This window comes from Gilliamella sp. ESL0250, assembly GCF_013345045.1.
Lineage (GTDB): Bacteria > Pseudomonadota > Gammaproteobacteria > Enterobacterales > Orbaceae > Gilliamella > Gilliamella apicola_H.
The window spans coordinates 20,174-45,847 of the sequence record NZ_JAAEDV010000013.1 but is presented as its reverse complement, the minus strand read 5'-3'; the positions used below and the strand labels follow the sequence as shown (position 1 = coordinate 45,847).

Here is a 25,674-nt window from a genome sequence, read left to right as displayed (position 1 = left end):
GCATAAATTAGGAACAAATTATGAGTAAACCGATTGTATTTAGTGGCGCTCAGCCTTCAGGAGAATTAACACTTGGCAACTATTTAGGTGCGTTAAAAAATTGGGTGGCTCTGCAAGGTGAATATGATTGCGTTTATTGTATCGTCAATCAACATGCGATCACTGTACGCCAAGATCCCGACAAACTACGCAAAGCCACATTAGATACATTAGCGCTTTATTTAGCTTGCGGCATTGATCCCCAAAAGAGCACTATTTTTGTACAATCACACGTCCCAGCACATACCGAATTAGGCTGGGCATTAAATTGTTACACCTATTTTGGTGAGCTCAGTCGTATGACTCAATTTAAAGATAAATCGTCTCGTCATTCTGAAAACATTAATGCCGGTTTGTTTGATTATCCAGTGCTGATGGCTGCCGATATTTTGCTTTATCAAGCCAACTTAGTACCTGTTGGCGACGATCAAAAACAACATCTTGAATTATCGCGTGATATTGCTATGCGCTTTAATGCACTTTATGGCGATATATTTACTGTTCCTGAGCCATTTATTGCCAAAGTGGGCGCCCGCGTTATGTCACTGCAAGAGCCAACTAAAAAAATGTCTAAATCAGATGAAAACCGCAATAATGTGATTGGATTACTCGAAAATCCTAAAGATATTGAGAAAAAAATCAAACGTGCGATGACCGATTCTGACGAACCGCCAGTGGTACGTTACGACATAAAAAATAAAGCTGGTGTTTCAAACCTACTTGATATTTTAACTGGCGTGACAGGTAAACCGATTGCCGAGCTTGAAAAAGAATTTGAAGGCAAAATGTATGGCCATCTCAAAACCGAAGTTGCAACGCAAGTCATCGATATGCTAACTACTTTACAAGCCAAGTATCATCAGTACCGGGATGACGAAAGTTATCTGTTTTCAATCATGCAAGAAGGTGCCGAAAAAGCACGTTCAAAGGCCGAACCAACTTTGAAAAAAGTTTATGATGCAATCGGTTTTGTATAATTGCCAAATCAATAATTGATTATTACTAAAAATAAAACAGTATGCAATGGCTTTAATAGACTAAATAAATTGGCAACAATTAAAGCCATTTAACTATACAGGTTAGTTATGAAGATTATTATTCTTGGTGCCGGACAAACAGGTAGTGCGCTTGCTGAATATCTCGTTACCGAAAAACAAAACGATGTTACTGTGGTTGATGAAAACCATGACAAATTACAATCTCTACAAGAACGTTTCGATTTACAGGTGATTTGTGGGAAATCATCCTATCCTCAAGTATTAGAAAATGCCGGTGCTGAATCAGCGGATATGCTTGTCGCTGTAACGAATTCTGACGAAGTCAATATGATGGCCTGCCAAATTGGTCATGTTATGTTTAAAATCCCACAAAAGGTCGCACGCATTCGAGCGCCTGAATACAATGACGAAAATTACCCGCTGTTCAATAAAGATTGTATTAATATCGATCATATCATTGCCCCAGAAAACCTTATCACTAATCATATTAGTCAATTAGTACAATATCCTGGTTCGCTACAATTTGCGTCTTTTTATCGTAATCGTGTCTGTTTAGTGGCTGTGACTGCCTATTATGGCGGTGCGTTAGTTGGCAGTGAATTATCTGGACTTAAAGAGCATTTACCACATGTTGAAGCTCGTGTCGTGGCAATTTATCGTAAAAATCGCTTTATCCGCCCGCTTGGTTCCACCCTTATTGAAGCCGGTGATATGGTCTACTTTATAACCCCACCCGTCAATATCAAAGCGGTGACCAGTGAGTTACAACGGTTAGAAAAGCCCTATAAACGTATCATTATTAGTGGTGGTGGTGGCGTGGCTGTCGCTTTAGCAAAACGTTTAGAAAATGACTATCACGTCAAATTAATTGAGCGAAATGCTGAGCGAGCCGAATTAATCGCTGAGCAACTCGTTAATACAACAGTATTACATGGTGAATCATCAGATCAAGAATTACTTTCACAAGAACAAGTCGAACTTACTGATCTGTTTATTGCTGTTACCAATGATGATGAATCCAATATCATGTCCTCCATGCTTGCTAAAAGGATGGGAGCTAAAAAAGTGATTGTATTGATTCAACGCCAAGCCTATCTTGAACTGATTAATGATAGTGTGATTGATATTGCAATTTCACCACAACACGCTACGATTTCAGAGCTGTTAAGTCATGTAAGACAAACAGGCGTTGTTAAAGTCGTATCATTAAGGCAAGGTGAATCCGAAATTGTCGAAATTGTTGCCACTGGTCGTAGTGAAACATCAAAACTCGTTGGCAAAAATATTAATGGCTTAAAACTGCCTTCTGGTGCAACCATTGGAGCTGTAGTGCGCGGTGAAGATGTCATTATCGTTAATACCGATTTAATGATAGAAGACAATGATCATCTAATCATATTTTTGCCAGATAGAAAAGCAATTACGGACATTGAAAAATTATTACAATAACTTGTTAAAAATAGATAATCAGTTCATAATAATTAAATAAATTTTGACTCGGGGTGTTTTTTGTTTCAACAAAAAACTGAGATTTTACCCGTTGAACCTGATCTGGATTATGCCAGCGTAGGGAAGTCTAAGCCATAAATTCACTAAATTGGTCAATTCTTCCCAACATATATAAAATATAAGGAGGGAAGAAATATGCCAGCAGTCAAATCATTCAAAACCAACCAAGCAACCGCTTTTATCCATCACATTAAACAACAACGCCCACTCGTGCATTGCATAACTAATGATGTAGTCCAAAATTTCACCGCCAATGTACTACTTGCTATTGGTGCATCACCGGCAATGGTGATTGCCGAGCAAGAAGTTGCGGCATTTGTTACCATTGCCGATAGTTTACTGATTAATATTGGCACGATTCACAGCAGCATAGCCACAAGTATGTTATTAGCAGCAGCTAAAGCTCAGCAAACACAAACCCCATGGGTACTCGATCCTGTCGCTATAGGATCTGCGCTTAATTATCGTACTGAATTTGCATATCAATTATTGTCGTTAAAACCAACGGTAATTCGTGGTAATGCCTCAGAAATATTAGCGCTAAACGGTCAAAACTCATCGGCAAAAGGACCTGACGGTCAAGACTCAACCCAATCAGCTTTAACCGCTGCCCAAGAGCTTGCGCAAAAATATCAAACTATCGTTGCAATGACAGGAGATATCGATTACATCACCGATGGCAACATCATCTATAGCATAATAGGTGGTGATATAGCGTTAACAAAAGTGACTGGAACAGGATGTTCGTTATCTGCCATGGTAGCAGCCTTTATAGCCAATTCACCTGACATTTTATCTGCTACCGCCTCGGCATGTTTTATGATGAAAAAGGCCGCTGAACTTGCCAATAAACAGCAAGGATTAGGCACCTTTGCAGTATCTCTATTAGATCAACTCTCACTATTTAATCCATCACTTGAATAAGGATAGAAGATGAAAAAACAATTGGATTTAACCCTTTATTTAGTGCTCGATCCACTACTCTGTGGTGGTATTAGTGGTATGGTCAATACAACAAAAATTGCTGTCAAAAACGGCGTAACCGCTATACAGTTAAGATCAGAAAAAGAACTAGCAGGTAAAGATTGGTATCAAGCAGCATTAGCATTGAAAGAAATACTAAGTGATACGCCTGTCCCGCTATTTATAAATGATCATGTGGATATTGCTTTAGCAATTAAGGCCGATGGCGTACATATTGGACAAAGTGATTTACCTGCCGATGTCACTCGCCAACTCATCGGCAAAGATAAATGGTTAGGGCTTTCAATATCTAATCGCCAACAACTTGATACCACTCCTTGGCAACTAATTGATTATATTGGTATTGGCCCTATCTTTCCAACAACAACCAAAAAAGATGCAACGGCAGCACTGGGAATCGAACAGTTAACCAAGTTAGTAGCACTAAAGCAGCGCCCTGCTGTTGCCATTGGTGGCATTGATGAAAAAAATGTAACTAATGTTATTCAAACAGGCATTGACGGTGTTGCGATAGTTTCGGCTATTTGTGGCAAAAAAGATATTCAACAAGCAACGTTATCGCTTATTAATAAAATCAAGCAGGTTAAATAGGAAATACTATTATGACAACAATTGCATTGACCATTGCAGGATCTGATCCTAGCGGTGGTGCAGGTATTCAAGCCGATTTAAAAACCTTTTCTGTACTTGGCGCCTATGGCATGTCGGTCATCACGGCCCTAACGGCACAAAGCACACAAGGGGTTGATGCGGTATTAGCGATCTCGCCCGAATTTATTGAAGCCCAATTTAATACGCTTTATCAAGATATTCAAATTGATAGCGTAAAAATGGGAATGCTAATGAATAAAGAAATAGTCACAACCGTCCACCACCTGCTAAAAACCAATCCAATCCCGATCATCGTCTTAGACACCGTCATGGTCGCCAAAGGGGGACATTCACTACTAAAACCTGACGCCATCACAGCCATTCGTGAACTTTTACTCCCCCTAGCAACCATCATCACTCCCAATCTACCAGAAGCCGCTGCACTACTTGATTGTGACGAAGCAAAAAACGAAGATGATATGCAAAAGCAAGGGCATGAATTACTCAAGTTAGGCTGTAAAGCGGTATTAATGAAAGGAGGACATTTGCCCAGCAATGAAAGCCCTGATTATTTAATCACTCAAAATAACATAGTTAAAATAACCGCTCCACGCATTCAAACAAAAAACACCCACGGTACAGGCTGCACATTATCCGCAGCGATTGCCGCATTATTACCTAAAAACAGCTTACCAGACACAATAGCCCAAGCCAAAAATTATCTACATGGCGCAATTAGTCATGCTAACGATTTAAATATAGGGAAAGGAATTGGACCAACACACCATTTTTACCGTTGGTGGTAATCGCACAATAAACAAACTAAATGGGATTTAAGTTGTCAACTATTGTATATAACAACCAATCCCATACCTTAACTAATGCAGATTCTTTGCTTCACTTGTGCTACAGGTAAGTGTCCCTTTTTTTCCTTGTTCATTTTTAGAGTAGTCAGCCCAACAACTTTTCATTGATAAATCAATTTTTTTTATTAACTCAATTCTTCTTACATTATAAGAGCAAACAACATAATAAGGTTCAACTTCCGTATAGTGATTAACTTCCCATATTAACTCATGTTTCTTACCATCAACCGTTCCTTTTGCTGGTTTTAAAGCCCCCATTCTAGAAGGATTATCGTAATAAACAATCATGCTGCTAAACGATACAGTCAAACTATTTATATCGTCAGAAACCTCCCACCCATCAGGCATGTTTTCAACTTCTTCTTTAACGTTGATTTTTTGTGGGCACTCAATCTGATAAGCATTAACAAAAAAAACCGCACCAAACCAAGCCATAATAGCCACAGTAACACTCAATATTTTACCTTTCATAATATATCCTTCTAACAATAGCTTATTAATAAACAGATAAAAGCATTCTAAAATTTCAAAAATCATGCCAATATATTAAATAAAACCAATTATAATTAATTAGTTATAAGTAATTAAGCTATTTTCACCATGTTAACTAAATTAAACAATTTTTTTATTATTTCTGTTTTGAGGTGAAATTTCAATAATGTGGCATAACGAAGGTGTCGCCAAAAAAGCCCTGTACCATAAAATAAGACTCATCACGACCATACGCAATTCAAACTCAAAATATCTACGGAACGGATTGCACACACCCTACCGCAATTGCGCATTAAAACTTAAATTAAAATAATGTATTGAAAAAATAAACTATGGTTCAAAATTTTAGTGGGATTTGAGTTATCGGCTATTACATATAACAACAAATCCCATATTTTAACTAATACAAGTCCTTTGCTTCACTTGTGCTACAGGTAAGTGTTCCTTTTTTTCCTTGTTCATTTTTAGAGTAGTCAGCCCAACAACTTTTCATTGATAAATCAATTTTTTTTATTAACTCAATTCTGCTTACATTATAAGAACAAACAACATAATAAGGTTCAACATCTGCTTTAAAATCGACTTCCCATATTAACTCATGTTTCTTACCATCAACCGTTCCTTTTGCTGGTTTTAAACTCACCTTTTTAGAAGGCTTACCGTGATAAACAATCATGCTGCTAAACGGTACAGTCAAACTATTTATATCATCAGAAACCTCCCACCCATCAGGCATGTTTTCAACCTCTTCTTTAACCTTGATTTTTTGTGGGCAATCAATCTGATAAGCATTAACAAAAAAAACCGCACCAAACCAAGTCATAATAGCCACAGTAACACTCAATATTTTACCTTTCATAATATATCCTTCTAACAATAGCTTTTTAATAAACAGATAAAAGCATTCTAGCATTCCCCAAAATATGCCAATATCTTAAACAAATTTTTTGTTATTTCTGTTTTAAATTGAAATTTCAATAAGGTAGCATAACAAAGAAGTCCCCAAAAAACCTAGTGTCATCAAATATAGAGATAGTCAGTATGCAGTCCTAACAAACTTATAACCAGCCTCATTAACAGCAGTGATAGCAGCTTCTTGCGAAATAAAACTATTTTCGATATCAACCTCTCGTTTGGTTAAATCAACGGTCACTTTTGCATTTGGATCAATATCATTAATCGCTTTTGTTATCATTTTCACACAATGCTGACAACTCATATTATCGACTATTAATTTCATAAAAATCTCTCTATTTCTAACGTATATTTAATAAATAACCAAGTAATATGCCTATTTATAACACTATTTTATTTGATTACATTTAATTTTTTTCACAAACATGATAATATTTACTTCCTTTTTATATTTATAACAAAATATTATGATGAAAAAAATAAAATATTCTTTATTGTTAGTTTGCAGTTTAATCCTTGTTGGCTGTTCTGAACCTAGTTCTATCGACCGTTGGATTGATAACCCTACCGCTAACGAAATAAAAGTCACAATTGATGGCAATGAATTAACTATTCCAGCTAAATCAGGTGTTAATTATACATTTGAATATGGCAAACATACCTTATCGTATAATAATGACAACTTCAATTTTGTCGTAAAACCGGCTCAATTTGGAGAATCAGGTCTGATTAACCCAACACAAAGCAACTACTACTTATACACAGTCATCTATTCAACGTCTGAGATGAATAATGAACAATACGAAAAGATCCTAAGAGAAAACAGAGAAATCAATAACATTCCAGCCATTATTGATGGTAAAGAGCAAGAAATAGAGATGCCAGCAAAATTAATCAATGATGTATTTATTGAAAAAAGCCAATATCATTGGGATTATTCTTATGATCAACCTTTCCCAAAAGAAATAACTCAAGAACTAGGATTAAAGAAAAACCAATCTTATCAAGAACGATTAAGAAAATTATATCGTGAAAGTGACTTTATTGAGTTATTAAAAGAAGATGAGCAAGGCGACATTAGTTTCCCTTACCAACCTAAAAAGTTCAGTGAGATAAACCAATATGTTATTCCTAAGATTGACTTAAATAGCATAAAATGCGAAGAAGGTCGCCAATATATGGAAAGTCTGTTAAATGATTGGAATCACCTTATGACATTAAAAGGTAGTGATTTTACAAAACCGTACGACAATTTGGCATCAAATGATGCAATGGCTAAAAGCTATGGTTCAGAAGACAAATGTACAGAAAAAAACGATCCTGAGAAAACTTATAGAAAAGAATTGAGGCAATTTGTTGATGCTCTCAGAAATACTCGTGATGTGAACTTTTATGTAATTAAATAGTATTGGTGGTATTATTTTACTGGAAAGAGGCTGCTTTGCAGCCTTTTTTTTGTTTTTGAGTAAAGGTTGTTAAATTAAAACTTTAATAAAATCAATACCTTTATTGACCTATTTTTGAGCGGAAAATCAGGCCTTTTTGGGTTGCTGAATAGGATGGGTTGGGTGTGGTGGTTTCGGACGTTTTGGCCTTGGATGAATAAAATAGCTACTGCGACCACGTCCGATTTAGGGGATTTTTTGCGAAATCCCCTAAAAACCCCTCGCAAGGCTGCAGAATGTGGCCTACGGCTGCCCGACGCCGGCGCTCGGTCTTAACGCACCGTTTGTGGACGCGCTCCAAGCGCACCACAAACTCGCCAAACATCCCTGTTTGGCGTGCTAACCTCGCTCTGTTGTCGGCACATTCTGACGCCGGAATAAGACAAACAACATAACCATTGTTTTTGGGATGGGATATTGTGGTTTTATAATTATATGGTTGATTTTATTTAAATTAAACACCTATACGGCGTTAAGGTCCGATCGATTCACTTAATCAAGTTATGCACTTTTCTAAACCGCCTGCACGGCGTTAAGGTAGAGCTCAAGATTTGATAAATCTTGCTATATAAAGATAAACAACAATTTCATCTTTGAAAACCCTTTTTTTGAGCTGTTTTTTAATATGTTGATTTTATTTAATTTTAAATTATCGTAAAAAAAGGGTTTGGAGCGGTTAAATTGCTGTTATTAAGGCACTATTCGTGGTTTTGTTGATTTGCTGCATGCAGGTGCTTTGCTTAGGTTGTGTAAGCGTTTGATTTTCTTTGAAAACACAAAATAAAAACTTCAATAAATCAATACCTTTCCTGACCACTTTTTGGATGCAATTTCATTGCTTTTTAACACAAAAACAACTCACAAAAAACACCTAAGATTATGTTATTTGTCTTGTTCCGGCGTCGGAATGTGCCGACAACAGAGTGAGGTTAGCACGCCAAACAAGGATGTTTGGCGAGTTTGTGCTGCGTCTGACAAATTTGTCTGGAACAAATTTGAACATCTTAGCAAAGCGAAGATGGCCTCTAAGAGGCGAGTATCAGGATGATACAAGTAATTGCGGAGGGCAGCCGTAGGCCACATTCTGTAGCCAAAGCGTGGGATTGCAAAGGGAATTCGCTTTAATTCCCTTTGCTCGGACGTAGTCACTGTGGCTATTTTGTTCACCTAAGGTCAAAACGTCCGAAACCTTGCCTTACTATAAATAGACTACAAATTTAAACCGCCACAGCTTAATCACTAGGATTGCCAGCCACGCTTTTAGCGTTGGCGGCGGAGGGAGGCGCGATTGTGGCTTCGCTCCAACAGCGCAACCCTAAGGGAAAATGCCCCAACTTACGCGGGGGCGTTATTCTTTGTTAGATTGTCCTCTATCTGCACCATAACCGCCCCCGTGGCCCAGGATTAAGAAACAAAAGCTAAGGTGCGGTGCAAATACCATAGCCGCTGCGCCTTATGCCTATCATGTTGCTGTGGTCTTTACCGATGATGCCGGTGCTCGAGTGGACAGTTGAGTAACCGTCCGCAAAGTAGGATGAGCCGACGAAGCCCGCATCAGAGTAACCTTTCATGTAGCCCCACTCCGTGAAAAGCCCTGCTCCTATGTAGCGCTTGTACCGGCTGACACCACGTACCGAATTGCTTAAATCCCTTGCCTTTGGCATGCTATACCCCAACCGATTACACCATGTTTTATGAGCTGAAGATTTTTTGAATTCACTACCCCGATTGACGAACCACTGCCTCAACACAAATCCATAGCTCACCTTATTACCACGACTATCCTTTCCCACCAATTCAAATGTCTGCGGCAAAGATGGCTTTATAAGCGGACTAGGATCAGCTGACTGCATTTGAGTGCTATCCGCACTAGGACCTCTTAATGTTATCCGTGTTACATAACTAGATTTATCTATAATCCATTCATCAGCTTGTATGGTCTTTCCTGTTGGGGATGTGAATGTACCAGAACGTGGCCTTGTCCAACTCACCGTTGCCGTTATATCACCACTCGTGATAACTGACCAACTCAACTGACTTGCATCAACTCCATCTATGAGCAAATCAAAATACAACCCATCAGCGCCCGTTGTAGGAAAATTTCGGTCGTAAGATGATGAACTCGTTGACTGAACTAAAAAGCCCTTAGTAGGATTCCATATATTAGATGGACCTGCGTAGTCGTCTGTACCAAATTTTAGATTCGGCCTTACTGAACAAATAACTGGCTGCGGTGAGTTCGGATTAATATAATAATCTACCGTCCCTCCACTGAAACTAATACTCCTTGGCACGCCATACTGTGTTGTTAAAGTTCCACCAGAACTTTCTAACCTTACCCTATAAGGCGCACTACATATACTTAATCCATCACTACGACTAACGGCACTACCATCTCTATCCGTAAATGATACCGATATATTCCCAGTAGCCGTTACTCCATTTGTACCCTGCCCATCTCCATCATCATCCCGCCAATAATTATATCTATTCACTAAATCATTTAAACTCACTGAACTGACTGATGATGGAATTAACATATCTATATCCCCCAAAGTATTTCCCACATAAGGCAAACTTATTGGACTTGTCGCACTTGATGTATTTGTCGACGGCGTAATAACTCGACCATTCTGCAACTTGATAAACAATAAACTATCCGTTGAAGTTTCTTTTGTCAGCCCCTCATCAAACGTTAAATACGGCGCACTACCCTCAATTATCTTTGATGTATGCGCTGTTAATGCCTGTGAACCCTCCGAATACGACAATAACAACAACGAAAATTTAGGTAATTTAGACAACTTCAAGAGCTTTGGTGATAAAAATAAGAAATGAGTCTGATTTTGACTATGACCAAAATGAAAAAAATTTAAGGCGTAGGTTTGGCAGACCTTATACCAGCTATGATAGTTATGATAACGCATTCCGATTGCACCGTTAAGTAAATTTATGTCTTTATTTAATTTTTTAAAATTATCTGCTCAATTAGCGAACATTCCATTGCTTTAAATGGCGTTTGAATCATAAACTATTGATTAATAATGTGCTACTTTTTTTTGCTAAAATTTTGTAAATTTTTATTAAATAGGTAAGGTTAAGCTTTTGTTGGTGTATTTTTGGGAATAGTTTTGATAGTGTTTTTTGAACAAAAAACAATAAAATTCTAATTAAATCAATAACTTTTATGACATATTTTTGGTTGATTAGATGACAATTATTAAGGCTCGCTATTCTTGAGTTTGCTGGTTTGTTAGTTGTTAGCGTTTTGCCTAGGTTGTATAAGAGTCTTTTTTAACCTGTTAAAAAGTCTTAACTAAATTATGAACACTTCATGTTTAATTAGTAACAAAAAAGGACAAACAATGAACTATCTGCTATAATTCTGTCAATTTTTACCGTTACCACGTATCGTGTTTTAATTAAATAAATTTTTTATTAAAGGAAAATTTTCTTTATGCCACTAAGTAATAATCAAAAATTAGGTCTATTTTGCCTCACGCTGTTTTCCGTTTTTTTCATTATTTTAATGCAAGTTCATTTAATGCCAGCTGTGATTGCTGGTTTATTAACCTATACATTAACGCAAAAATTAGATGAATTTTTATCGCGAAAAATGATACGTTTTAGCCATCAATCAAAATTAGTTTCGGTACTAGTACTCACAACACTGATTATGAGTATTTTTATTGGTGGTTTTTGGTATTTATTTGCTTGGTTTGTTGATATGGCGAAGCACCCTACCGAAACATTAACAAATATGAAATTAGTAGTAAATAATGTAGTAAACAGTCTGCCGTCAAGCGTGACCCATTATTTACCTAATGATATTGATGAAATTGAATCAACTATAATGGTTTATCTTAAAGATCATGTCTTTTATCTACAATCTATCATCAAAAAAGTATTCCATGATTTAGTTATATTAATTGTGGGAATGATTATTGGATTAATCTTAGGTTATAAAGAAAATCAACGCAGTAGCAGTGATAATCAAATTAAACAAAGAGCATTAACTAAAGCCCTAAAAACCAGTTTAAATCGATTAGTGGTAGTATTCCAATATGTAGCGATGTCTCAAGTTGTGATTGCATTGTTTAACACTATCATGACCGCCATTTTGTTATTTATTATTTTGCCTGTGTTTGGTATTCATTTACCGTTTAGCAAAAGTTTAGTGCTAGCAACATTTATTTTTGGCCTTATTCCAATTATTGGCAATCTAATTGTCAATGTCTTAATCTTTTTTGTTGCATTTACAGTATCATTCACCGTTGCAATGGTAATTATTGTTTATTTAATTTTAATTCATAAAATGGAATATGTACTTAACGCTAAAATAGTAGGAACAAAAATTCACGCTGGTATCTGTGAATTATTAATTGCGATGCTATTTTTAGAGACTCTTTTTGGCGTTATTGGTTTAATTTTTGCACCTATTTTTTATGCATTTATTAAATTATCTTTAAAAGAACTACGGATTATTTAAACAAATTTCTATATTGAACTTCAATAATGTAATTCATTAACGTGCAGCCAAAGCGAATTTGGCTGCTAGCTAAATGCTCTATGTAAATTAACTTAATCGGCTAAACTAAGCGGGCGAAAAGAAGCCTTAGAATCTTTTCGAATTCTTTCAGGTAGAAAATTGATTTTATTTAGGTTTTTCTTGTTATTTTTTTAATAAAATCAATAAATTACAGGCTATTTCTGTTTATTATTGCGGTGGGATTTATTTTTCTGGAATAAGCGCTTTTACTATCTAGTAGCAAAAGCGCATAGCTAGCCTCATCGCCCCGCCTAACGCAAGGGCTTTGTTCTTTGCTAAATTATCCTTAATTCGCACCATAATCCCACCCGAAGCCCAAAAAATCAAGAACTAAAAACAAAAGCTAAGGCGTGACGCAAAGCCCCTCATAACCAACATTCAAAGGGGTACGCAACACTTCACCGTCAAACGAGGTCACAGCAAAGTACGTTTTGTTATCTGTTGAAGGATCACTTACCGAGTAGCCATCGTTACCGAATCTTGCCCCGTAGTAATAATACATTTTGCCCCACTCTGTGAAAAATCCTGCCCCAATTCGACGCTGATAATGATTACCACTTGATGACGGCGTAGCGCCCACAACACCTCTACATAAATCATTGTCTGGGTTGTGATCGTAATCAAGACAGATGGCATTGGTGAGGTCTTTTGCTTTCGGAAGTCGATAGCCTAAACCATCACACCATTCTGCGTGTGATGGAACACCAGGCCATCTGTCATCTGCATCGCGGAGAACGAACCATTTCTGTAATACAAATCCATATGTTACAACTCCATTACCCTCGCTATCTTTACCCACTAATTCGAATGTCTGCGGTAAATTTGGCTTATAAACTAGACCTAGGTATGATGGACTCTCTGCTAGCAAAGAATCATTCAGCTTAGGACCTGTTAGAGTAACTCGCGTCACATCTTCTGGACCATCAAACCACTCATCCCGTATTCCTATCTTCCATTCTACTGTAGCAGTTATACCCTCATGCGTAACAGGTTCCCAAGTCAACTGACTTGCATCAATGCCCTCTATGTCTAAATCAAAATATAATCCATTAGCACCCGTGGTCGGAAAATTAAGCGCATATGATGAGGGATTGATTGATTTCACAAAAAATCCTTTCTTTGGGTTCCATATGTCAACGGGACCTGCGTAATAATCTTCTGTGCCCCAAACCAGATCTGGTCTAACGAAGTTGATAAATGGTGATGGCGATAATATGATTGCATCGCTACGATTACCTTTTTTGCCAACCAATGCCTGTGAATACCATGAAAACGACAATAACAAGAACAGTACCAACATCACCGGAACTTTTGGGGATAACTTCAAGGATACCAACGAGATGAGAGTAAAAATTCGTCTAATAGGGCTATTCTGGGAATTTAAGACATAGGTTTGCCAGTGCTGGTGTCTGGTGTCTGGTGTCTAAAATGATAATGCATTATGGTTCACCTGTCAAGTAAATTGTTGTTTTATTTATATTTTGCTTGTTTACCTGCTTGTTAAATAAGCTATTTTTTAAATTGATGAAAGTATAACCGTTTAAAAAAAGTTTGGCTAGTTTTTTGGGGTATTTTTTGGAAAAATTTGTTAGGCGTAACTTTGATTAAGTTTTATAAAAAGATTTAATTAATTGAAATGTTTGTTCTTTGTTTAAAGCAAATATTACGGAAGCTGCATCATTTAGGATCTATCTGTCTGTAAGTGACAACCCAATATATCCATTTTTATTAAGTGTAGGAATTACTCGCGTTGTTTACAGTAATTTGAGAAACGACAGCAATGAATATACATAAAAAAAACAAAACTAACGCCCTATCACAGACAATAAATATAGCGTTTATATCATAAAAAAAATAACCGTTACCGATTTGTCTAAACATTTTATGTTCAGTCGTCCAACCATTTATAGCACCGAAAGGCCTATGAGACATTAAATTGCATGACTCCCATTGCATATAAAACACGAAAACTGATAGCATAATTTGGTACGTGAATCGTGTATTCACTATGAAGTATTTACACAACGGTTCACTTTTTAGGTTATATTTTTTGTAAAAAATATTCAGGAATCTATACCGTTTGGTCATTAATTGAAACTTCACAGTAGCTATTTGAGAAAACAGAGTGATCACTATCTTATTCAGCAAAAATTCACGAAAACAGCCAGCCTTCAAATGAATGGGTAAGCCGAAAGAGTAATATGTACTTTAATGGCAATGTAGCATAATCAGCAAATCATTAGTGATTAAAAAGATAAAAAAACAAAAATTTAAACCATTTTCGGTAAAACATCTTATGAGTTTTTAGAAGATTATTTTAATCATGACATGTAAAAACCCGACGTTTTCCTACATGTAAATTTTTCATCGCCGTTATTTTTGAAATATATGCTATAATGGTGCTTTATTTTTAATAAAAAGAGAGATTATTTTGCAGCAGTCGTTACAAGATTTTATTATTGATAAGATTGATGATCTAAAAGGCAAAGACATTGTCACCCTTGATGTCCGCGGTAAATCAAGTATTACCGATTATATGATTATTTGTACGGGTACTTCAAACCGTCATGTTTCGTCTATCGCAGGGCATTTGCTTGATGAAGCCAAAAAACAGGGCCATTTGGTGTTAGGCAGTGAAGGGCAAAGTGATGCTGATTGGGTCGTGGTTGATATGGATTCAGTGATTGTGCATATCATGCAAGAAGAAAGCCGTCAGCTTTACGAACTTGAGAAGCTTTGGAGTTAATTGCGTGAAGATACAGCTTATTGCTGTTGGCAATAAAATGCCAAACTGGGTTACGACTGCTTTTGATGATTATCAGTCACGGTTTCCTAAAGATATGCCTTTAGAACTTGTTGAAATCCCCGCAGGTAAGCGCACTAAAAATGCTGATATTGCCCGAATTTTGGATAAAGAAGGCGAATTGATGTTAAATGCTTGCGGTAAAAGCAATCGCATTGTGACTCTTGATATTCCAGGTAAACCTTACACAACGCATAATTTAGCTGAACAATTAGAACGTTGGAAAATAGACGGACGTGATGTGAGTTTATTAATCGGCGGGCCTGAAGGTTTATCTGCTGCTTGCAAAGCGGCAGCACAGCAGAGTTGGTCGCTGTCGCCACTTACCCTTCCCCACCCTTTAGTACGCGTCATTGTGGCTGAAAGTCTTTACCGTGCATGGAGTTTAACCACTAATCATCCTTATCATCGTGAATAATTAAGGTAATAAAATGAGCGCCATTATTTTAGATTTGCAAATTGCTACAGAAGATACACTAAATTTACCAACCGAAGCGCAAATTTTGCAGTGGTTAAATGTTATTATACCTCAATTTATGGATAATGCCGAACTCACTATCCGTATTGTTGATGAACAAGAAAGCCAGCAATTAAATAATACCTATCGTCATAAAGATAAACCCACCAATGTATTATCTTTTCCCTTTGAATCTCCCATTGAGATTGATGTCCCTTTATTGGGCGATCTCATTATTTGTAAACAAGTTGTTGAAGCCGAGGCCAAGCAACAACATAAATCATTAACTTCACACTGGGCTCATATGATTGTACATGGTTGTTTACATTTACTGGGTTATGATCATATTCTTGACGAAGAAGCCGAAGAAATGGAAAATATTGAAATTGCTATTATGCAGCAATTAGGATTTGAAGATCCTTATCAACCGATTGACGAATAAAAATATGCAATTAACCGTTTAGTTAAATGGCAATTAAACTAACTCAACAAGCATATAAAATAAGTTACATTAATAACAAAGCAAGAAAGGAAAAGAGCAAATGAGTGATGATAATCACCGGAGGCCTAAAAAAGGGTTTGCATTATGGTTAAGTCAGTTATTTAATTCAGAGCCAAAAGATAAAGAAGAACTTATCGAGGTGATTCGCGAAGCCGAAGAAAACGAACTTATCGATCCAGATACCCTTGATATGATTGAAGGCGTAATGGATATAGCAGAGCAGCGCGTTCGCGATATTATGATTCCCCGCTCTCAAATTGTGACGATCAAAGATAATTATTCGCTTGATGAATGTCTTGATATTATTTCTGAACATGGCCACTCACGTTATCCTGTCATTAGTGAAGATAGAGATCATATAGAAGGCATTTTATTAGCTAAAGATCTTTTGATTTTTATTCGCCAAGGTGTTGATAATTTCGATCTCAAAAAAATCCTTAGACCAACCGTTGTCGTACCAGAAAGTAAGCGTGTCGATCATATGTTGAAAGAGTTTCGTATGCAGCGTTACCATATGGCGATGGCTATCGACGAGTTTGGCGGTGTGTCAGGACTTGTGACTATCGAAGATATTTTAGAACTTATTGTTGGCGATATTGAAGATGAATATGATGAGGTAGAAGATCGGGATATTCGCCGCTTAACACCTTCAGTTTATACGGTGCGAGCCCTTACACCAGTTGAAGATTTTAATGAAATTTTTGCCACTGATTTTAGTGATGACGAAATGGACACCATTGGCGGGCTGGTGATGCAACATTTTGGACGGTTACCTTTACGCGGTGAAAGCATTACTATTGATGGTTATCAATTTAAAGTCACCATTGCAGACCGAAGGCGAATCATCCAATTGCATGTAACTATTCCTGAAGGAGCAACTGTGCCCAATTTAGAGCTACCTGAAAATGTTTAAACAAATCTTATTAAGCCTAATTTTTGGTGGTATAGCGGTTTTTAGTTATGCCCCATTTCATATTTGGCCTTTAGCTTTTGTCTCGTTTGCTGGGCTTTTATGGCTTATTGCCGACAAAACGAAAAAACAAGCCATGTTACTCGGATTAAGTTGGGGCATTGGCTATTTTACGGCAGGGATACACTGGGTTTATGTTAGTATTCAACAATATGGCGAGTTACCTACTCTGGTTGCCATTATCGTTTTAGGCCTTTTAATTGTATATTTGTCGCTTTACCCGATGCTATTTACTGTTTTGTTAAGCATAGCAAATCGTTTTACTGGGCAATTTTCATTTAAACAGCTTGTGCTTGTATCTCCAGTACTTTGGCAAGTAACCGAATTTTTACGTGGTTATATCTTAACCGGATTTGCTTGGTTGCAACTTGGTTATAGCCAGCTTGATAGTTCTTTACGAGCCTATTTCCCTCTAATTGGGATAGATGGCGTTAATTTATTGTTAACTATTTTATGTGGGTTATTCGTTTATTGTATAAAGACCATAACCAGCAAAACACCAAAGCGGCACGCAATTGGTGCAATTATTGCACTGTTTACGATCTTTTTTGCACCAATTTCATTCGATAATATTAATTGGACTACGATAGATAACACTCGTTCGGCTAATTTTGCTTTAATTCAAGGAAATATTTCGCAGTCAATTCGTTGGACAAAAGAGCAACTCAATGACACGTTACAAACCTATGCAAAACTAACTCAAGAAAACATTGAAAAAGATAAAATTATCATTTGGTCAGAAGCCAGTATCACCGATTACGAAATAAATCAGCAATCTTTTTTACAATATCTCGATAATGAAGCTAGAGCTCATAATACTGAAATCGCTGTAGGCATTATAGATTATCGCTTTGGTGAAACAGGATATCAAGCTAACGGAGATCTCTACAATACTTTGTTGGTATTAGGTGAAAAAGAACCTTATCAATATCCAACAACTAATCGTTATCAAAAACACCATTTAGTGCCTTTTGGAGAGTTTACACCACTAGAATCAGTACTTGAACCAATTGCTGAATTGCTCAATATTCCTATGTCATCGATGAAATCTGGCGAAGCAAAACAGCCTCAATTACAAATAAAAGACTTTAAATTTACCACGGCCATTTGCTATGAAGTGATTTTATCACATTTAATGTGGCAAAATTTTACCGCAGACAGCGATTTTTTACTGACCGTATCAAATGATGCATGGTTTGGTGATAGTATTGGTCCTAAGCAACATCTGCAAATGGCGCAAGCTAGAGCATTAGAATTTGGTAGGTCTTTAATCCGTAGCACAAACACAGGCATTACCGCAATTATCGATCCACACGGCAATATTGTTAAACAGTTACCACAATTTAAAACAGCGGTTTTATCGGCAACTGTATCGCCCACAACGGGTTTAACGCCTTATGCAAGATGGGGAAATTGGCCTTATTTTGCTATGATGGCACTAATGCTTATCTCACTTTTTATAAAAAAACGTTCATAATTAACGATACTGGCATAATTATTGCTTAAATATAATTGGATTTAACTAAGTATTGGTGTAATCAATCATCGTAATATTGCGTTAATTATTGGTTACATCTAGCTCCAATGATAGATAAATAAACAGTAAAAAGTACTTTTATGGTAAAAAATAAGTTATAATATACGCCCTTTGTAAAAATATTAAAATTATTTAATATGATACAAACTAAACAGTAGGAGACAAGCATGAACAAAAAGACAAAATTAACCAAATTAGTATTATCATTTGCAATGTTAGGACTAATGACTGGTTCGGCTGTTGCAGAAGAACTGAGTGGTACATTAGCAAAAATTAAAGATAGTGGTGTTATTGTTGTTGGTCATCGAGAATCTTCTATTCCATTTTCCTATTATGGTGATAATCAAGAAGTTATTGGTTACTCACAAGATTATTCTAATTTAATCGTCGATGCGGTTAAAAAAGAATTAAACTTACCTGATCTTAAAGTAAAATATTTACCAGTTACTTCTAAGACGCGTATTCAACTACTTAACAACTATACCTATGATTTCGAATGTGGTTCGACAACTAATAATCTTGAACGTCAAAAAACAGTTGATTTTTCAGACAGTATTTTTATTGTTGGTACGCGCTTCCTAGTTAAAGCGGATAGCAATATCAATAGTATCGAAGATCTAAAAGGTAAAAATGTGGTAACGACAGCAGGTACAACTTCTGAAATCCGTTTAAACCAAATCAACAATAAAGATAACTTAGGTATTCGAATCATTACACCAAAAGATCATGGTGATGCGTTTAATGCGTTAGAAACAGGTCGAGCTGCAGCATTTTTAATGGACGATGCGCTACTTGCAGGCGAACGTTCTCGTGCAATTAATCCTGCTGAATGGAAAATTGTTGGTGAACCGCTTTCTTATGAAGCTTATGGTTGTATGTTGAGAAAAGGCGATACTCAATTTAAACAATTGATGGACAAGACAATTGCTGATGCGCAAAAATCAGGAAAGGCTTTAGAATCCTATAACAAATGGTTTACTCAACCTGTTCCGCCAAAAGGCGCAAATATGAGTCTTGAAATTTCGCCAAAAATGGTTGAGCTATTTGCCAATCCTAATGATAAAGCATTAGATTAATACTTTTCTTATCTTTCTAATCCAATGTACTAAATGAATTACATTTAGTACATGATCTAATTTAGTGAATTAAATATATTATGAGTTTTAATTGGACACTCTCTTTTGAACCTATTACAGCTTTATTGAGGAGTTTTTTAGACTCCATTATGAGCTTTAATTGGATGTTATTTTTTCAATCCACCCCTTATGGTGATGGAGTTTACTTAAATTGGCTATTAGATGGCATTGTTGTGACAGTTTCATTAGCTGTGACTGCTTGGATCATCGCTTTTGTACTGGGGTCACTGGTAGGGATATGTAGAACTTTAGAAAATCAATTTCTAAATAACTTTGCGGCAAGTTATATTCAGCTATTTCGTAATATTCCGTTACTTGTGCAAATGTTTTTGTGGTATATGATACTACCAGTAATATTAAGTGGTAGTGTACGAACTTGGTTTACATCTGACTTATCACCGAATATAAGCGCATTTATCACTGCCGCAATCGCGTTAGGGCTATTTACATCTGCGCGTATAGCAGAACAAGTAAGAACAGGTATTCAAACTTTACCTAAAGGTCAACGATATGCTGCTATTGCACTTGGTTTAACTAATCGACAAGCTTATATGTACGTATTATTACCAAATGCTTATCGACGTATTATTCCGCCATTAACGTCAGAAATGACCAATATTATTAAAAATTCATCGGTTGCTTCAACGATAGGATTAATTGATTTAATTGGTGAAATTGATCGCATTAATGAGTCAACCAATAGCATTATCGAAATATTATGCGGTGTCACGATTGCCTTTATGCTGATTAACTATGTGGTAATTACTGTCATGCGAATTGTCGAAAAACATACTCGTTTACCTAATATGAATCACGGAGGATAAAATGCAGTTATTTCATTGGATTGCCGATATACCTTCACTAGTATTAGATAATTATCACTTATTATTAAGTGGATTATGGTTAACAACTAAAATCACCCTTACAGCTGTGGTTTTCGGTATTATTTGGGGAACAGTACTGGCATTAATGCGTTTATCAAATAATAAGGTACTTAACGTTTTTTCTAAATGCTATGTCAATTTATTCCGCTCCATTCCACTATTATTAGTGTTGTTATGGTTCTATTTAGCACTTCCTCAGGTCATTAAATACCTGTTTAACTTGCCACCATATGCAGATGTGCGTATTGCATCAGCGATGATTGCTTTTGCGCTGTTCGAAGCTGCGTATTATTCTGAAATCATTCGTGCGGGTATCAATGCTGTTGCTAAAGGTCAATATCATGCAGCTTATGCATTAGGTATGACCAAAAGCCAAGCAATGCGTTTGATTATTTTACCTCAAGCCTTTAGATCTATGGTGCCATTGTTATTGACACAAGGTATTATCTTATTTCAAGATACCTCTTTGGTTTATGTCATGAGCTTAATTGATCTATTTGGCGCAAGTGTGTCGCAAATCGGTAATACACAAGGTGGTACCGTCAAGTATTCTATGATTATTTTTGCAGCTGCAAGTTATTTTATAATTTGTTTCACTGCTTCATGTTTAGTTAATTATTTCAAGAAAGGGATAAGTCGATGATCTCCTTAGAAAATATATCAAAATGGTATGGACAATTTCAAGTATTAAAAAACTGCACAACTCGAGTCGGTAAAGGCGAAGTTGTGGTGGTTTGTGGTCCTTCAGGTTCAGGTAAATCAACTTTGATAAAAACAGTAAATTGTTTAGAGCCTGTACAAAAAGGCAAAATTATTATTGATGGAACTGAAGTTACAAGTAAAGCGACTAACTTAGCAAAGTTACGCTCTAAAGTGGGTATGGTATTTCAACATTTTGAACTATTCCCACATTTAACTATTTTAAAAAATCTCACCCTTGCACAAATTAAAGTGTTAGGTCGAGCCGATGAAGAAGCTCGCGAAAAAGCGCTTAACTTGTTAGAGCGCGTTGGTTTACTTGCTCATGCAGATAAATACCCTGCACAGCTTTCAGGCGGTCAACAACAACGTGTTGCCATTGCTCGTGCGCTATGTATGGATCCGATTGTAATGTTGTTTGACGAACCAACCTCAGCACTTGATCCTGAAATGGTGAATGAAGTATTAGATGTGATGGTTGAGCTTGCTTATGAAGGAATGACCATGATGGTTGTTACGCACGAAATGGGCTTTGCACGTAAAGTTGCACATCGGGTTATCTTTATGGATGCAGGTGAAATTATTGAAGATACGTCAAAAGAGCAGTTCTTTACTAATCCACAATCAGATCGAGCTAAAGACTTTTTAGCTAAGATTATTCATTAAGTTAATTATTACAGGGCTTATCGCCCTGTTTTAGTGTTTCTTCCTTGATTTATCCATCATTTTATAAAGAATTATCTGTATTAGCGCATTTAGAAAATCAACTCAACCATTGTTCTGCAATAAACTAACTAAACCACTATGCCTTTGTGTTTGTGATTTAATTGCTTGTGACAAGATTGCTTCAGTCGCATAAATTGAAACGGCTTTTTTAGCGCGGGTAATTGCTGTATAAAGCAAAGAACGGTTAAGCAACGGCGAATAATCAGTCGGTAAGATAATATTCACATCATCGAATTCTGAACCTTGCGATTTATGGATTGTCATAGCGTAAGCTGTTTCATGCTCAGGTAATCGAAATGGCGAAAATCCTTTAATAGATCCATCAGCAAACGGGAAATATACACGTAATTTTGCGCTATCCTTTTCGGCCATTAATGTAATGCCAATATCACCATTATACAGCCCTAGTGAAGCACTATTGCGTAAAATCATAATTGGCCGACCAACGTACCAAGTTTCTTTGCTTTTTAAGTGAATCAATTTATTTTTGGCTAATAGCAACTCAATTTGCTTGTTTAAACCCTCTACACCAAAATATCCTTCTCTTACGGCACAAAGTAAGCGATATTCGGCAAATTTAGCTAAAACTGCCGCAATATCATTAGTTCCATATTGCTTAATGACATTTAAATAATGTTTATAGTGATTAATACTATCATGTAAAACATCTTCATAAGCTTGTTGGGATGAAAGTGCATGATATTGGATATCACTTAATGACTCATCGTTTAATAATTTTTTAACGACAGTTGAGCGCCCCTCTTTAACTGCATTAGCCAACAATCCAATACCAGACGATTTGTTAAAACGATAGCTTTTTTGTAATAAGCAAATACTGTCAGTGATTGTCGCTGTTTGCTCGCAAGCAGGCACAACATAGCCCGTTAATTGACTTAGCTCTTTTGCTCGTGGCTCACTATAACCATGCGTAATAAAGGTACACAGATCACCAAATACCGCACCAGCTTCGACCGATGAGAGCTGATCTTTATCGCCCAACAAAATTAAACGCGCAGACGTGGGTAAGGCTTCAATGACTCTTGCCATCATATTTAAATCCACCATTGAGGCTTCATCAATGACTAACACATCAACATGCAACGGGTTATTTTTATCATGCTTGAATGAACGATTATCTGCTTTTGCACCTAATAAACGGTGTAAAGTGATTGCTTCTGCTTTTATATTGAGTGATACAAAAGCGAGTTGTTCAATTGTGCGACTCAATGATTCGGTTAATCTTGATGCGGCTTTCCCTGTCGGGGCCGCCGTAATAATTCGCGCATTCGGCGCAGTTAACAAAATTCCGGCTAAAATTTTAGCGACAGTGGTTGTTTTACCTGTACCAGGTCCGCCCGAAATAATCGCGACTTTACGCGTTAATGCCGCAGCAACCGCCACTTTTTGCCAATCAATTTCAGCGTGATTATCGGTAAAAAGCTGATTAAGTATAGTATTTAAATCAGCATCGCAATTTGATTTTTTATTAAGGATTGTGTGATTGAAATATTGAGCAACATTTTTTTCATCCATCCACATTCTTTGAAAATAGAGTTTATTTTCAATAAAGATAAGCGGAGATAAATTTGTTCCATCACTCACAATTTGACTATTTTGTGCTTGTTTAAGTGCGTTTATCCAATCTTGCTCGTTTGGCGAGCCTAAGGCTAACCAAAGCTGCGGTTCAATCGTAGGTTGGTTTAGGTAACTAAGATCCAAGCAAACATGACCAGATCTTACTTCTTTACTTAGCGTTATCACTAAAAAACTGAATCGTTTGATCGTAATATCATCATTTAGCTTTGCTTTATTCGTTAAAAATACTGACAAATGAATATCCAGCAAACTAATTTGATTGTCTTGTTTAAATTGGTTTAACCATTCGTTTAACATACTGTATTTTCTGTGATTCACTCATTTATAATCCAATTATATCGTTAACTTTATCTTTTGGATAAGTCAGTTTAAAGCTTAAACTAAGATTTTTATTTTCATTTGGATTCAACTTAAACTGCCACATTAATTGACCGGTTTCTTTATTATAGTTTGCACTATCATATTTAGCCTCATCAAGTACTACTGTCTTATTGATAATATTTGGTAGCTGATCATAAACAACAATATCAATGGGTAGCGATTTGGCATTTTTTACATCAATGGTATAGGCATATTTTTGTGAAATATCATTGCCAAATAACGAAGGTTTTGATGTTTCATTAATATTACGATTACGTGAAATAAAAATATTGTTATCTTTTCCTAAAGAGATATCTAGTGTTTCTTTTATATCTTTAGTAGTAATAAAACTTTCGCCAATATAATTACCGTTAAAAAATACCGTAGACTTTCCTGGCAAAAGGTTAAGTTTATCCCAATCAGCAATTTGCGCTTGTAAGTACACACTGCTATCTAATTTAGGAATAGCAATATAATGATATTTCGCTTCCACTTCTTTGTTTTGTAAAGTAAGAATATTACTGTGGCTATTGGATTTAATGGTATAAGGCAATTTGACCTCAAAGCGGGTATTGATACCTAACGTTTTAGTTAATACATTATCATCAGGACGCACTGATCTTGACGCTTTTGCACTTATTTCATCATAATCTTTTTCGCTCTTAGAAAAAAAGAATCCACCTTTTGTGGTATACAAATCGATATACCAAGGCATTAAATCAGGGGCAGTTATTCCATCACTAGGATTAGATGTCGATAAACTAAAATCCACATTTTGCCAATCTAAACCACTATTTTGATAAATGTCTGCTTTATAAGTGAGTTGTAATGGAGAATTGATATCCGCAACGCGCACATCATAAACAGGCGCCCAACCAGCTTTATTGGTGACGTACGATAAAGTTACTGGCAAGCTAATATCTTTATCAGAATAAACTTTTACGGTAATTGCATTGGTCAAAGGCTTGGTCAACGCTTTTTGTTTATCAATCTTATCTTGGCATTGTGCGATTTGTGCATCAATCTGATCGACTTCTTTCTGTAGTTTGTTTTGTTCATTTAAGGCCGTCACTAAATTTGTTTTAACAAATTCCAACGCATTTTTCATTCCGTCTAAATCGTTATTTAAATTTTTAACTAACAAATCTAAGCGATTCCCCTGTAAAAGGGTAACTTGTTCAGATACGGCTTTTAATTGTATTTCGACGGTATCATGTTTTTCTTGTAATTGCTTTAACTCGTCAAGTAAAGGTTTAATATCTGCGCTTGGTTTATTATCGCCAGCATAGTTATCATTTAATGACGTTGATAATACTTTCACGTTAGCATCATTACCAAATCCTACATTAATTGAATTTGCTTTGACACCATCGGCAATGCCAGTCAATAAAATTTCACTTTCCCCTTTACTTAGTAATACCGTTGATTGCCCCTGCAATTCAGCTCCTCGTAAAAAAAGCGTTACTTTATTGAGTGTGACATTATTGTTTGCTAAGACACTACTAGAGGTAAATGCAATAAAAAAAGCTAATTTTTGAATTTTCATATTTTCTTTTCAATCGAATTAGAAAGTTAATTATTGGAATATATTTAGGTTATAAGCAAACAACAAACAG

General features: G+C 36.3%; 23 protein-coding genes and 1 riboswitch. Of the genes, 16 read left to right on the top strand and 7 right to left on the bottom strand.

Annotated features, from left to right (window positions below):
• Positions 1-20: 20 nt before the first annotated feature.
• The 5 genes from trpS to thiD all read left to right on the top strand — a co-directional run bounded on the left by trpS (position 21) and on the right by thiD (position 4,927).
• Positions 21-1,016: a tryptophan--tRNA ligase gene (gene trpS, locus GYY69_RS10410; RefSeq protein WP_174797609.1), complete on the top strand. Its 996-nt coding sequence runs from the start codon at positions 21-23 to the stop codon at positions 1,014-1,016.
• A 108-nt stretch (positions 1,017-1,124) separates the two neighbouring features.
• The gene (trkA, locus tag GYY69_RS10405) at positions 1,125-2,486 is read left to right on the top strand and encodes a Trk system potassium transporter TrkA (RefSeq protein ID WP_174797608.1); all 1,362 of its coding nucleotides are present in this window, start codon (positions 1,125-1,127) and stop codon (positions 2,484-2,486) included.
• A 39-nt stretch (positions 2,487-2,525) separates the two neighbouring features.
• A riboswitch (TPP riboswitch) is annotated at positions 2,526-2,627 on the top strand.
• A gap of 54 nt (positions 2,628-2,681) precedes the next feature.
• Positions 2,682-3,470, top strand: coding sequence for a hydroxyethylthiazole kinase (thiM, locus tag GYY69_RS10400; protein ID WP_174797607.1), 789 nt, complete (start codon positions 2,682-2,684; stop codon positions 3,468-3,470).
• 9 nt (positions 3,471-3,479) lie between these two features.
• Positions 3,480-4,121: a thiamine phosphate synthase gene (gene thiE / locus GYY69_RS10395; RefSeq protein ID WP_174797606.1), complete on the top strand. Its 642-nt coding sequence runs from the start codon at positions 3,480-3,482 to the stop codon at positions 4,119-4,121.
• A gap of 11 nt (positions 4,122-4,132) precedes the next feature.
• A complete protein-coding gene (thiD, locus tag GYY69_RS10390; protein WP_174797605.1) occupies positions 4,133-4,927 on the top strand; it encodes a bifunctional hydroxymethylpyrimidine kinase/phosphomethylpyrimidine kinase in 795 nt (264 codons plus the stop codon).
• A 72-nt stretch (positions 4,928-4,999) separates the two neighbouring features.
• On the opposite strand, the gene GYY69_RS10385 is transcribed toward thiD, so the two are convergent.
• From GYY69_RS10385 to GYY69_RS10375, 3 genes are all read right to left on the bottom strand, one after another.
• Positions 5,000-5,458 (bottom strand): STY0301 family protein, encoded by a 459-nt coding sequence (locus GYY69_RS10385; RefSeq protein WP_174797604.1) that lies wholly within the window; start codon positions 5,456-5,458, stop codon positions 5,000-5,002.
• A 421-nt stretch (positions 5,459-5,879) separates the two neighbouring features.
• Positions 5,880-6,338 carry an STY0301 family protein gene (locus GYY69_RS10380; protein WP_174797603.1) on the bottom strand — a complete coding sequence of 153 codons (459 nt, stop codon included), beginning with the start codon at positions 6,336-6,338 and terminating at the stop codon, positions 5,880-5,882.
• Positions 6,339-6,515: 177 nt separating this feature from the next.
• Complete coding sequence (locus GYY69_RS10375; RefSeq protein ID WP_174797602.1) at positions 6,516-6,719, bottom strand: heavy-metal-associated domain-containing protein; 204 nt, start codon at positions 6,717-6,719, stop codon at positions 6,516-6,518.
• Positions 6,720-6,861: 142 nt separating this feature from the next.
• Here GYY69_RS10375 and GYY69_RS10370 point away from each other — a divergent pair, with 142 nt between their 5' ends.
• On the top strand, positions 6,862-7,800 hold the full coding sequence (locus GYY69_RS10370; RefSeq protein WP_174797601.1) for a hypothetical protein: 939 nt from the start codon (positions 6,862-6,864) through the stop codon (positions 7,798-7,800).
• Between the two features lie 1,457 nt (positions 7,801-9,257).
• On the opposite strand, the gene GYY69_RS10365 is transcribed toward GYY69_RS10370, so the two are convergent.
• The gene (locus tag GYY69_RS10365; protein WP_174797600.1) at positions 9,258-10,643 is read right to left on the bottom strand and encodes a hypothetical protein; all 1,386 of its coding nucleotides are present in this window, start codon (positions 10,641-10,643) and stop codon (positions 9,258-9,260) included.
• A 653-nt stretch (positions 10,644-11,296) separates the two neighbouring features.
• On the opposite strand from GYY69_RS10365, the gene GYY69_RS10360 reads away from it, so the two are divergent.
• Positions 11,297-12,328 (top strand): AI-2E family transporter, encoded by a 1,032-nt coding sequence (locus GYY69_RS10360; RefSeq protein ID WP_174797599.1) that lies wholly within the window; start codon positions 11,297-11,299, stop codon positions 12,326-12,328.
• Positions 12,329-12,731: 403 nt separating this feature from the next.
• On the opposite strand, the gene GYY69_RS10355 is transcribed toward GYY69_RS10360, so the two are convergent.
• The gene (locus GYY69_RS10355) at positions 12,732-13,715 is read right to left on the bottom strand and encodes a hypothetical protein (RefSeq protein WP_174797598.1); all 984 of its coding nucleotides are present in this window, start codon (positions 13,713-13,715) and stop codon (positions 12,732-12,734) included.
• A 1,101-nt stretch (positions 13,716-14,816) separates the two neighbouring features.
• On the opposite strand from GYY69_RS10355, the gene rsfS reads away from it, so the two are divergent.
• The 9 genes from rsfS to GYY69_RS10310 all read left to right on the top strand — a co-directional run bounded on the left by rsfS (position 14,817) and on the right by GYY69_RS10310 (position 22,042).
• A complete protein-coding gene (gene rsfS, locus GYY69_RS10350; RefSeq protein ID WP_065585972.1) occupies positions 14,817-15,134 on the top strand; it encodes a ribosome silencing factor in 318 nt (105 codons plus the stop codon).
• 4 nt (positions 15,135-15,138) lie between these two features.
• Positions 15,139-15,609: a 23S rRNA (pseudouridine(1915)-N(3))-methyltransferase RlmH gene (gene rlmH / locus GYY69_RS10345; RefSeq protein WP_174797597.1), complete on the top strand. Its 471-nt coding sequence runs from the start codon at positions 15,139-15,141 to the stop codon at positions 15,607-15,609.
• Positions 15,610-15,622: 13 nt separating this feature from the next.
• Positions 15,623-16,090 carry an rRNA maturation RNase YbeY gene (ybeY, locus tag GYY69_RS10340; protein WP_174797596.1) on the top strand — a complete coding sequence of 156 codons (468 nt, stop codon included), beginning with the start codon at positions 15,623-15,625 and terminating at the stop codon, positions 16,088-16,090.
• A gap of 100 nt (positions 16,091-16,190) precedes the next feature.
• Positions 16,191-17,063 (top strand): CNNM family magnesium/cobalt transport protein CorC, encoded by an 873-nt coding sequence (gene corC, locus GYY69_RS10335; protein ID WP_174797595.1) that lies wholly within the window; start codon positions 16,191-16,193, stop codon positions 17,061-17,063.
• Positions 17,056-18,597: an apolipoprotein N-acyltransferase gene (gene lnt / locus GYY69_RS10330; RefSeq protein WP_174797594.1), complete on the top strand. Its 1,542-nt coding sequence runs from the start codon at positions 17,056-17,058 to the stop codon at positions 18,595-18,597. Before corC ends, lnt begins: the two co-directional genes overlap by 8 nt.
• A gap of 227 nt (positions 18,598-18,824) precedes the next feature.
• Positions 18,825-19,733, top strand: a complete 909-nt coding sequence (locus GYY69_RS10325) for a glutamate/aspartate ABC transporter substrate-binding protein (RefSeq protein WP_174797593.1) — start codon at positions 18,825-18,827, stop codon at positions 19,731-19,733.
• A gap of 149 nt (positions 19,734-19,882) precedes the next feature.
• Positions 19,883-20,617, top strand: coding sequence for an amino acid ABC transporter permease (locus GYY69_RS10320; protein ID WP_174797592.1), 735 nt, complete (start codon positions 19,883-19,885; stop codon positions 20,615-20,617).
• A 1-nt stretch (position 20,618) separates the two neighbouring features.
• Entirely contained in the window at positions 20,619-21,320 is a 702-nt protein-coding gene (locus GYY69_RS10315; RefSeq protein ID WP_174797591.1) for an ABC transporter permease subunit, read from the top strand.
• On the top strand, positions 21,317-22,042 hold the full coding sequence (locus GYY69_RS10310; protein ID WP_174797590.1) for an amino acid ABC transporter ATP-binding protein: 726 nt from the start codon (positions 21,317-21,319) through the stop codon (positions 22,040-22,042). Before GYY69_RS10315 ends, GYY69_RS10310 begins: the two co-directional genes overlap by 4 nt.
• 102 nt (positions 22,043-22,144) lie before the next feature.
• Here the strand turns inward: GYY69_RS10310 and recD are convergent, their stop codons facing one another.
• Together recD and GYY69_RS10300 are read right to left on the bottom strand one after the other, a co-directional pair.
• Positions 22,145-23,995 carry an exodeoxyribonuclease V subunit alpha gene (gene recD, locus GYY69_RS10305; RefSeq protein WP_174797589.1) on the bottom strand — a complete coding sequence of 617 codons (1,851 nt, stop codon included), beginning with the start codon at positions 23,993-23,995 and terminating at the stop codon, positions 22,145-22,147.
• Positions 23,996-24,020: 25 nt separating this feature from the next.
• Complete coding sequence (locus GYY69_RS10300; RefSeq protein ID WP_174797588.1) at positions 24,021-25,604, bottom strand: DUF4139 domain-containing protein; 1,584 nt, start codon at positions 25,602-25,604, stop codon at positions 24,021-24,023.
• Between the last annotated feature and the right edge of the window lie 70 nt (positions 25,605-25,674).

Coding starts and splice junctions, on each gene's coding strand:
- trpS (WP_174797609.1), top strand. CDS start 21: ATGAGTAAACCGATTGTATTTAGTGGCGCTCAGCCTTCAGGAGAATTA.
- trkA (WP_174797608.1), top strand. CDS start 1,125: ATGAAGATTATTATTCTTGGTGCCGGACAAACAGGTAGTGCGCTTGCT.
- thiM (WP_174797607.1), top strand. CDS start 2,682: ATGCCAGCAGTCAAATCATTCAAAACCAACCAAGCAACCGCTTTTATC.
- thiE (WP_174797606.1), top strand. CDS start 3,480: ATGAAAAAACAATTGGATTTAACCCTTTATTTAGTGCTCGATCCACTA.
- thiD (WP_174797605.1), top strand. CDS start 4,133: ATGACAACAATTGCATTGACCATTGCAGGATCTGATCCTAGCGGTGGT.
- GYY69_RS10385 (WP_174797604.1), bottom strand. CDS start 5,458: ATGAAAGGTAAAATATTGAGTGTTACTGTGGCTATTATGGCTTGGTTT.
- GYY69_RS10380 (WP_174797603.1), bottom strand. CDS start 6,338: ATGAAAGGTAAAATATTGAGTGTTACTGTGGCTATTATGACTTGGTTT.
- GYY69_RS10375 (WP_174797602.1), bottom strand. CDS start 6,719: ATGAAATTAATAGTCGATAATATGAGTTGTCAGCATTGTGTGAAAATG.
- GYY69_RS10370 (WP_174797601.1), top strand. CDS start 6,862: ATGATGAAAAAAATAAAATATTCTTTATTGTTAGTTTGCAGTTTAATC.
- GYY69_RS10360 (WP_174797599.1), top strand. CDS start 11,297: ATGCCACTAAGTAATAATCAAAAATTAGGTCTATTTTGCCTCACGCTG.
- ybeY (WP_174797596.1), top strand. CDS start 15,623: ATGAGCGCCATTATTTTAGATTTGCAAATTGCTACAGAAGATACACTA.
- corC (WP_174797595.1), top strand. CDS start 16,191: ATGAGTGATGATAATCACCGGAGGCCTAAAAAAGGGTTTGCATTATGG.
- lnt (WP_174797594.1), top strand. CDS start 17,056: ATGTTTAAACAAATCTTATTAAGCCTAATTTTTGGTGGTATAGCGGTT.
- GYY69_RS10325 (WP_174797593.1), top strand. CDS start 18,825: ATGAACAAAAAGACAAAATTAACCAAATTAGTATTATCATTTGCAATG.
- GYY69_RS10320 (WP_174797592.1), top strand. CDS start 19,883: ATGAGCTTTAATTGGATGTTATTTTTTCAATCCACCCCTTATGGTGAT.
- GYY69_RS10315 (WP_174797591.1), top strand. CDS start 20,619: ATGCAGTTATTTCATTGGATTGCCGATATACCTTCACTAGTATTAGAT.
- GYY69_RS10310 (WP_174797590.1), top strand. CDS start 21,317: ATGATCTCCTTAGAAAATATATCAAAATGGTATGGACAATTTCAAGTA.
- recD (WP_174797589.1), bottom strand. CDS start 23,995: ATGTTAAACGAATGGTTAAACCAATTTAAACAAGACAATCAAATTAGT.
- GYY69_RS10300 (WP_174797588.1), bottom strand. CDS start 25,604: ATGAAAATTCAAAAATTAGCTTTTTTTATTGCATTTACCTCTAGTAGT.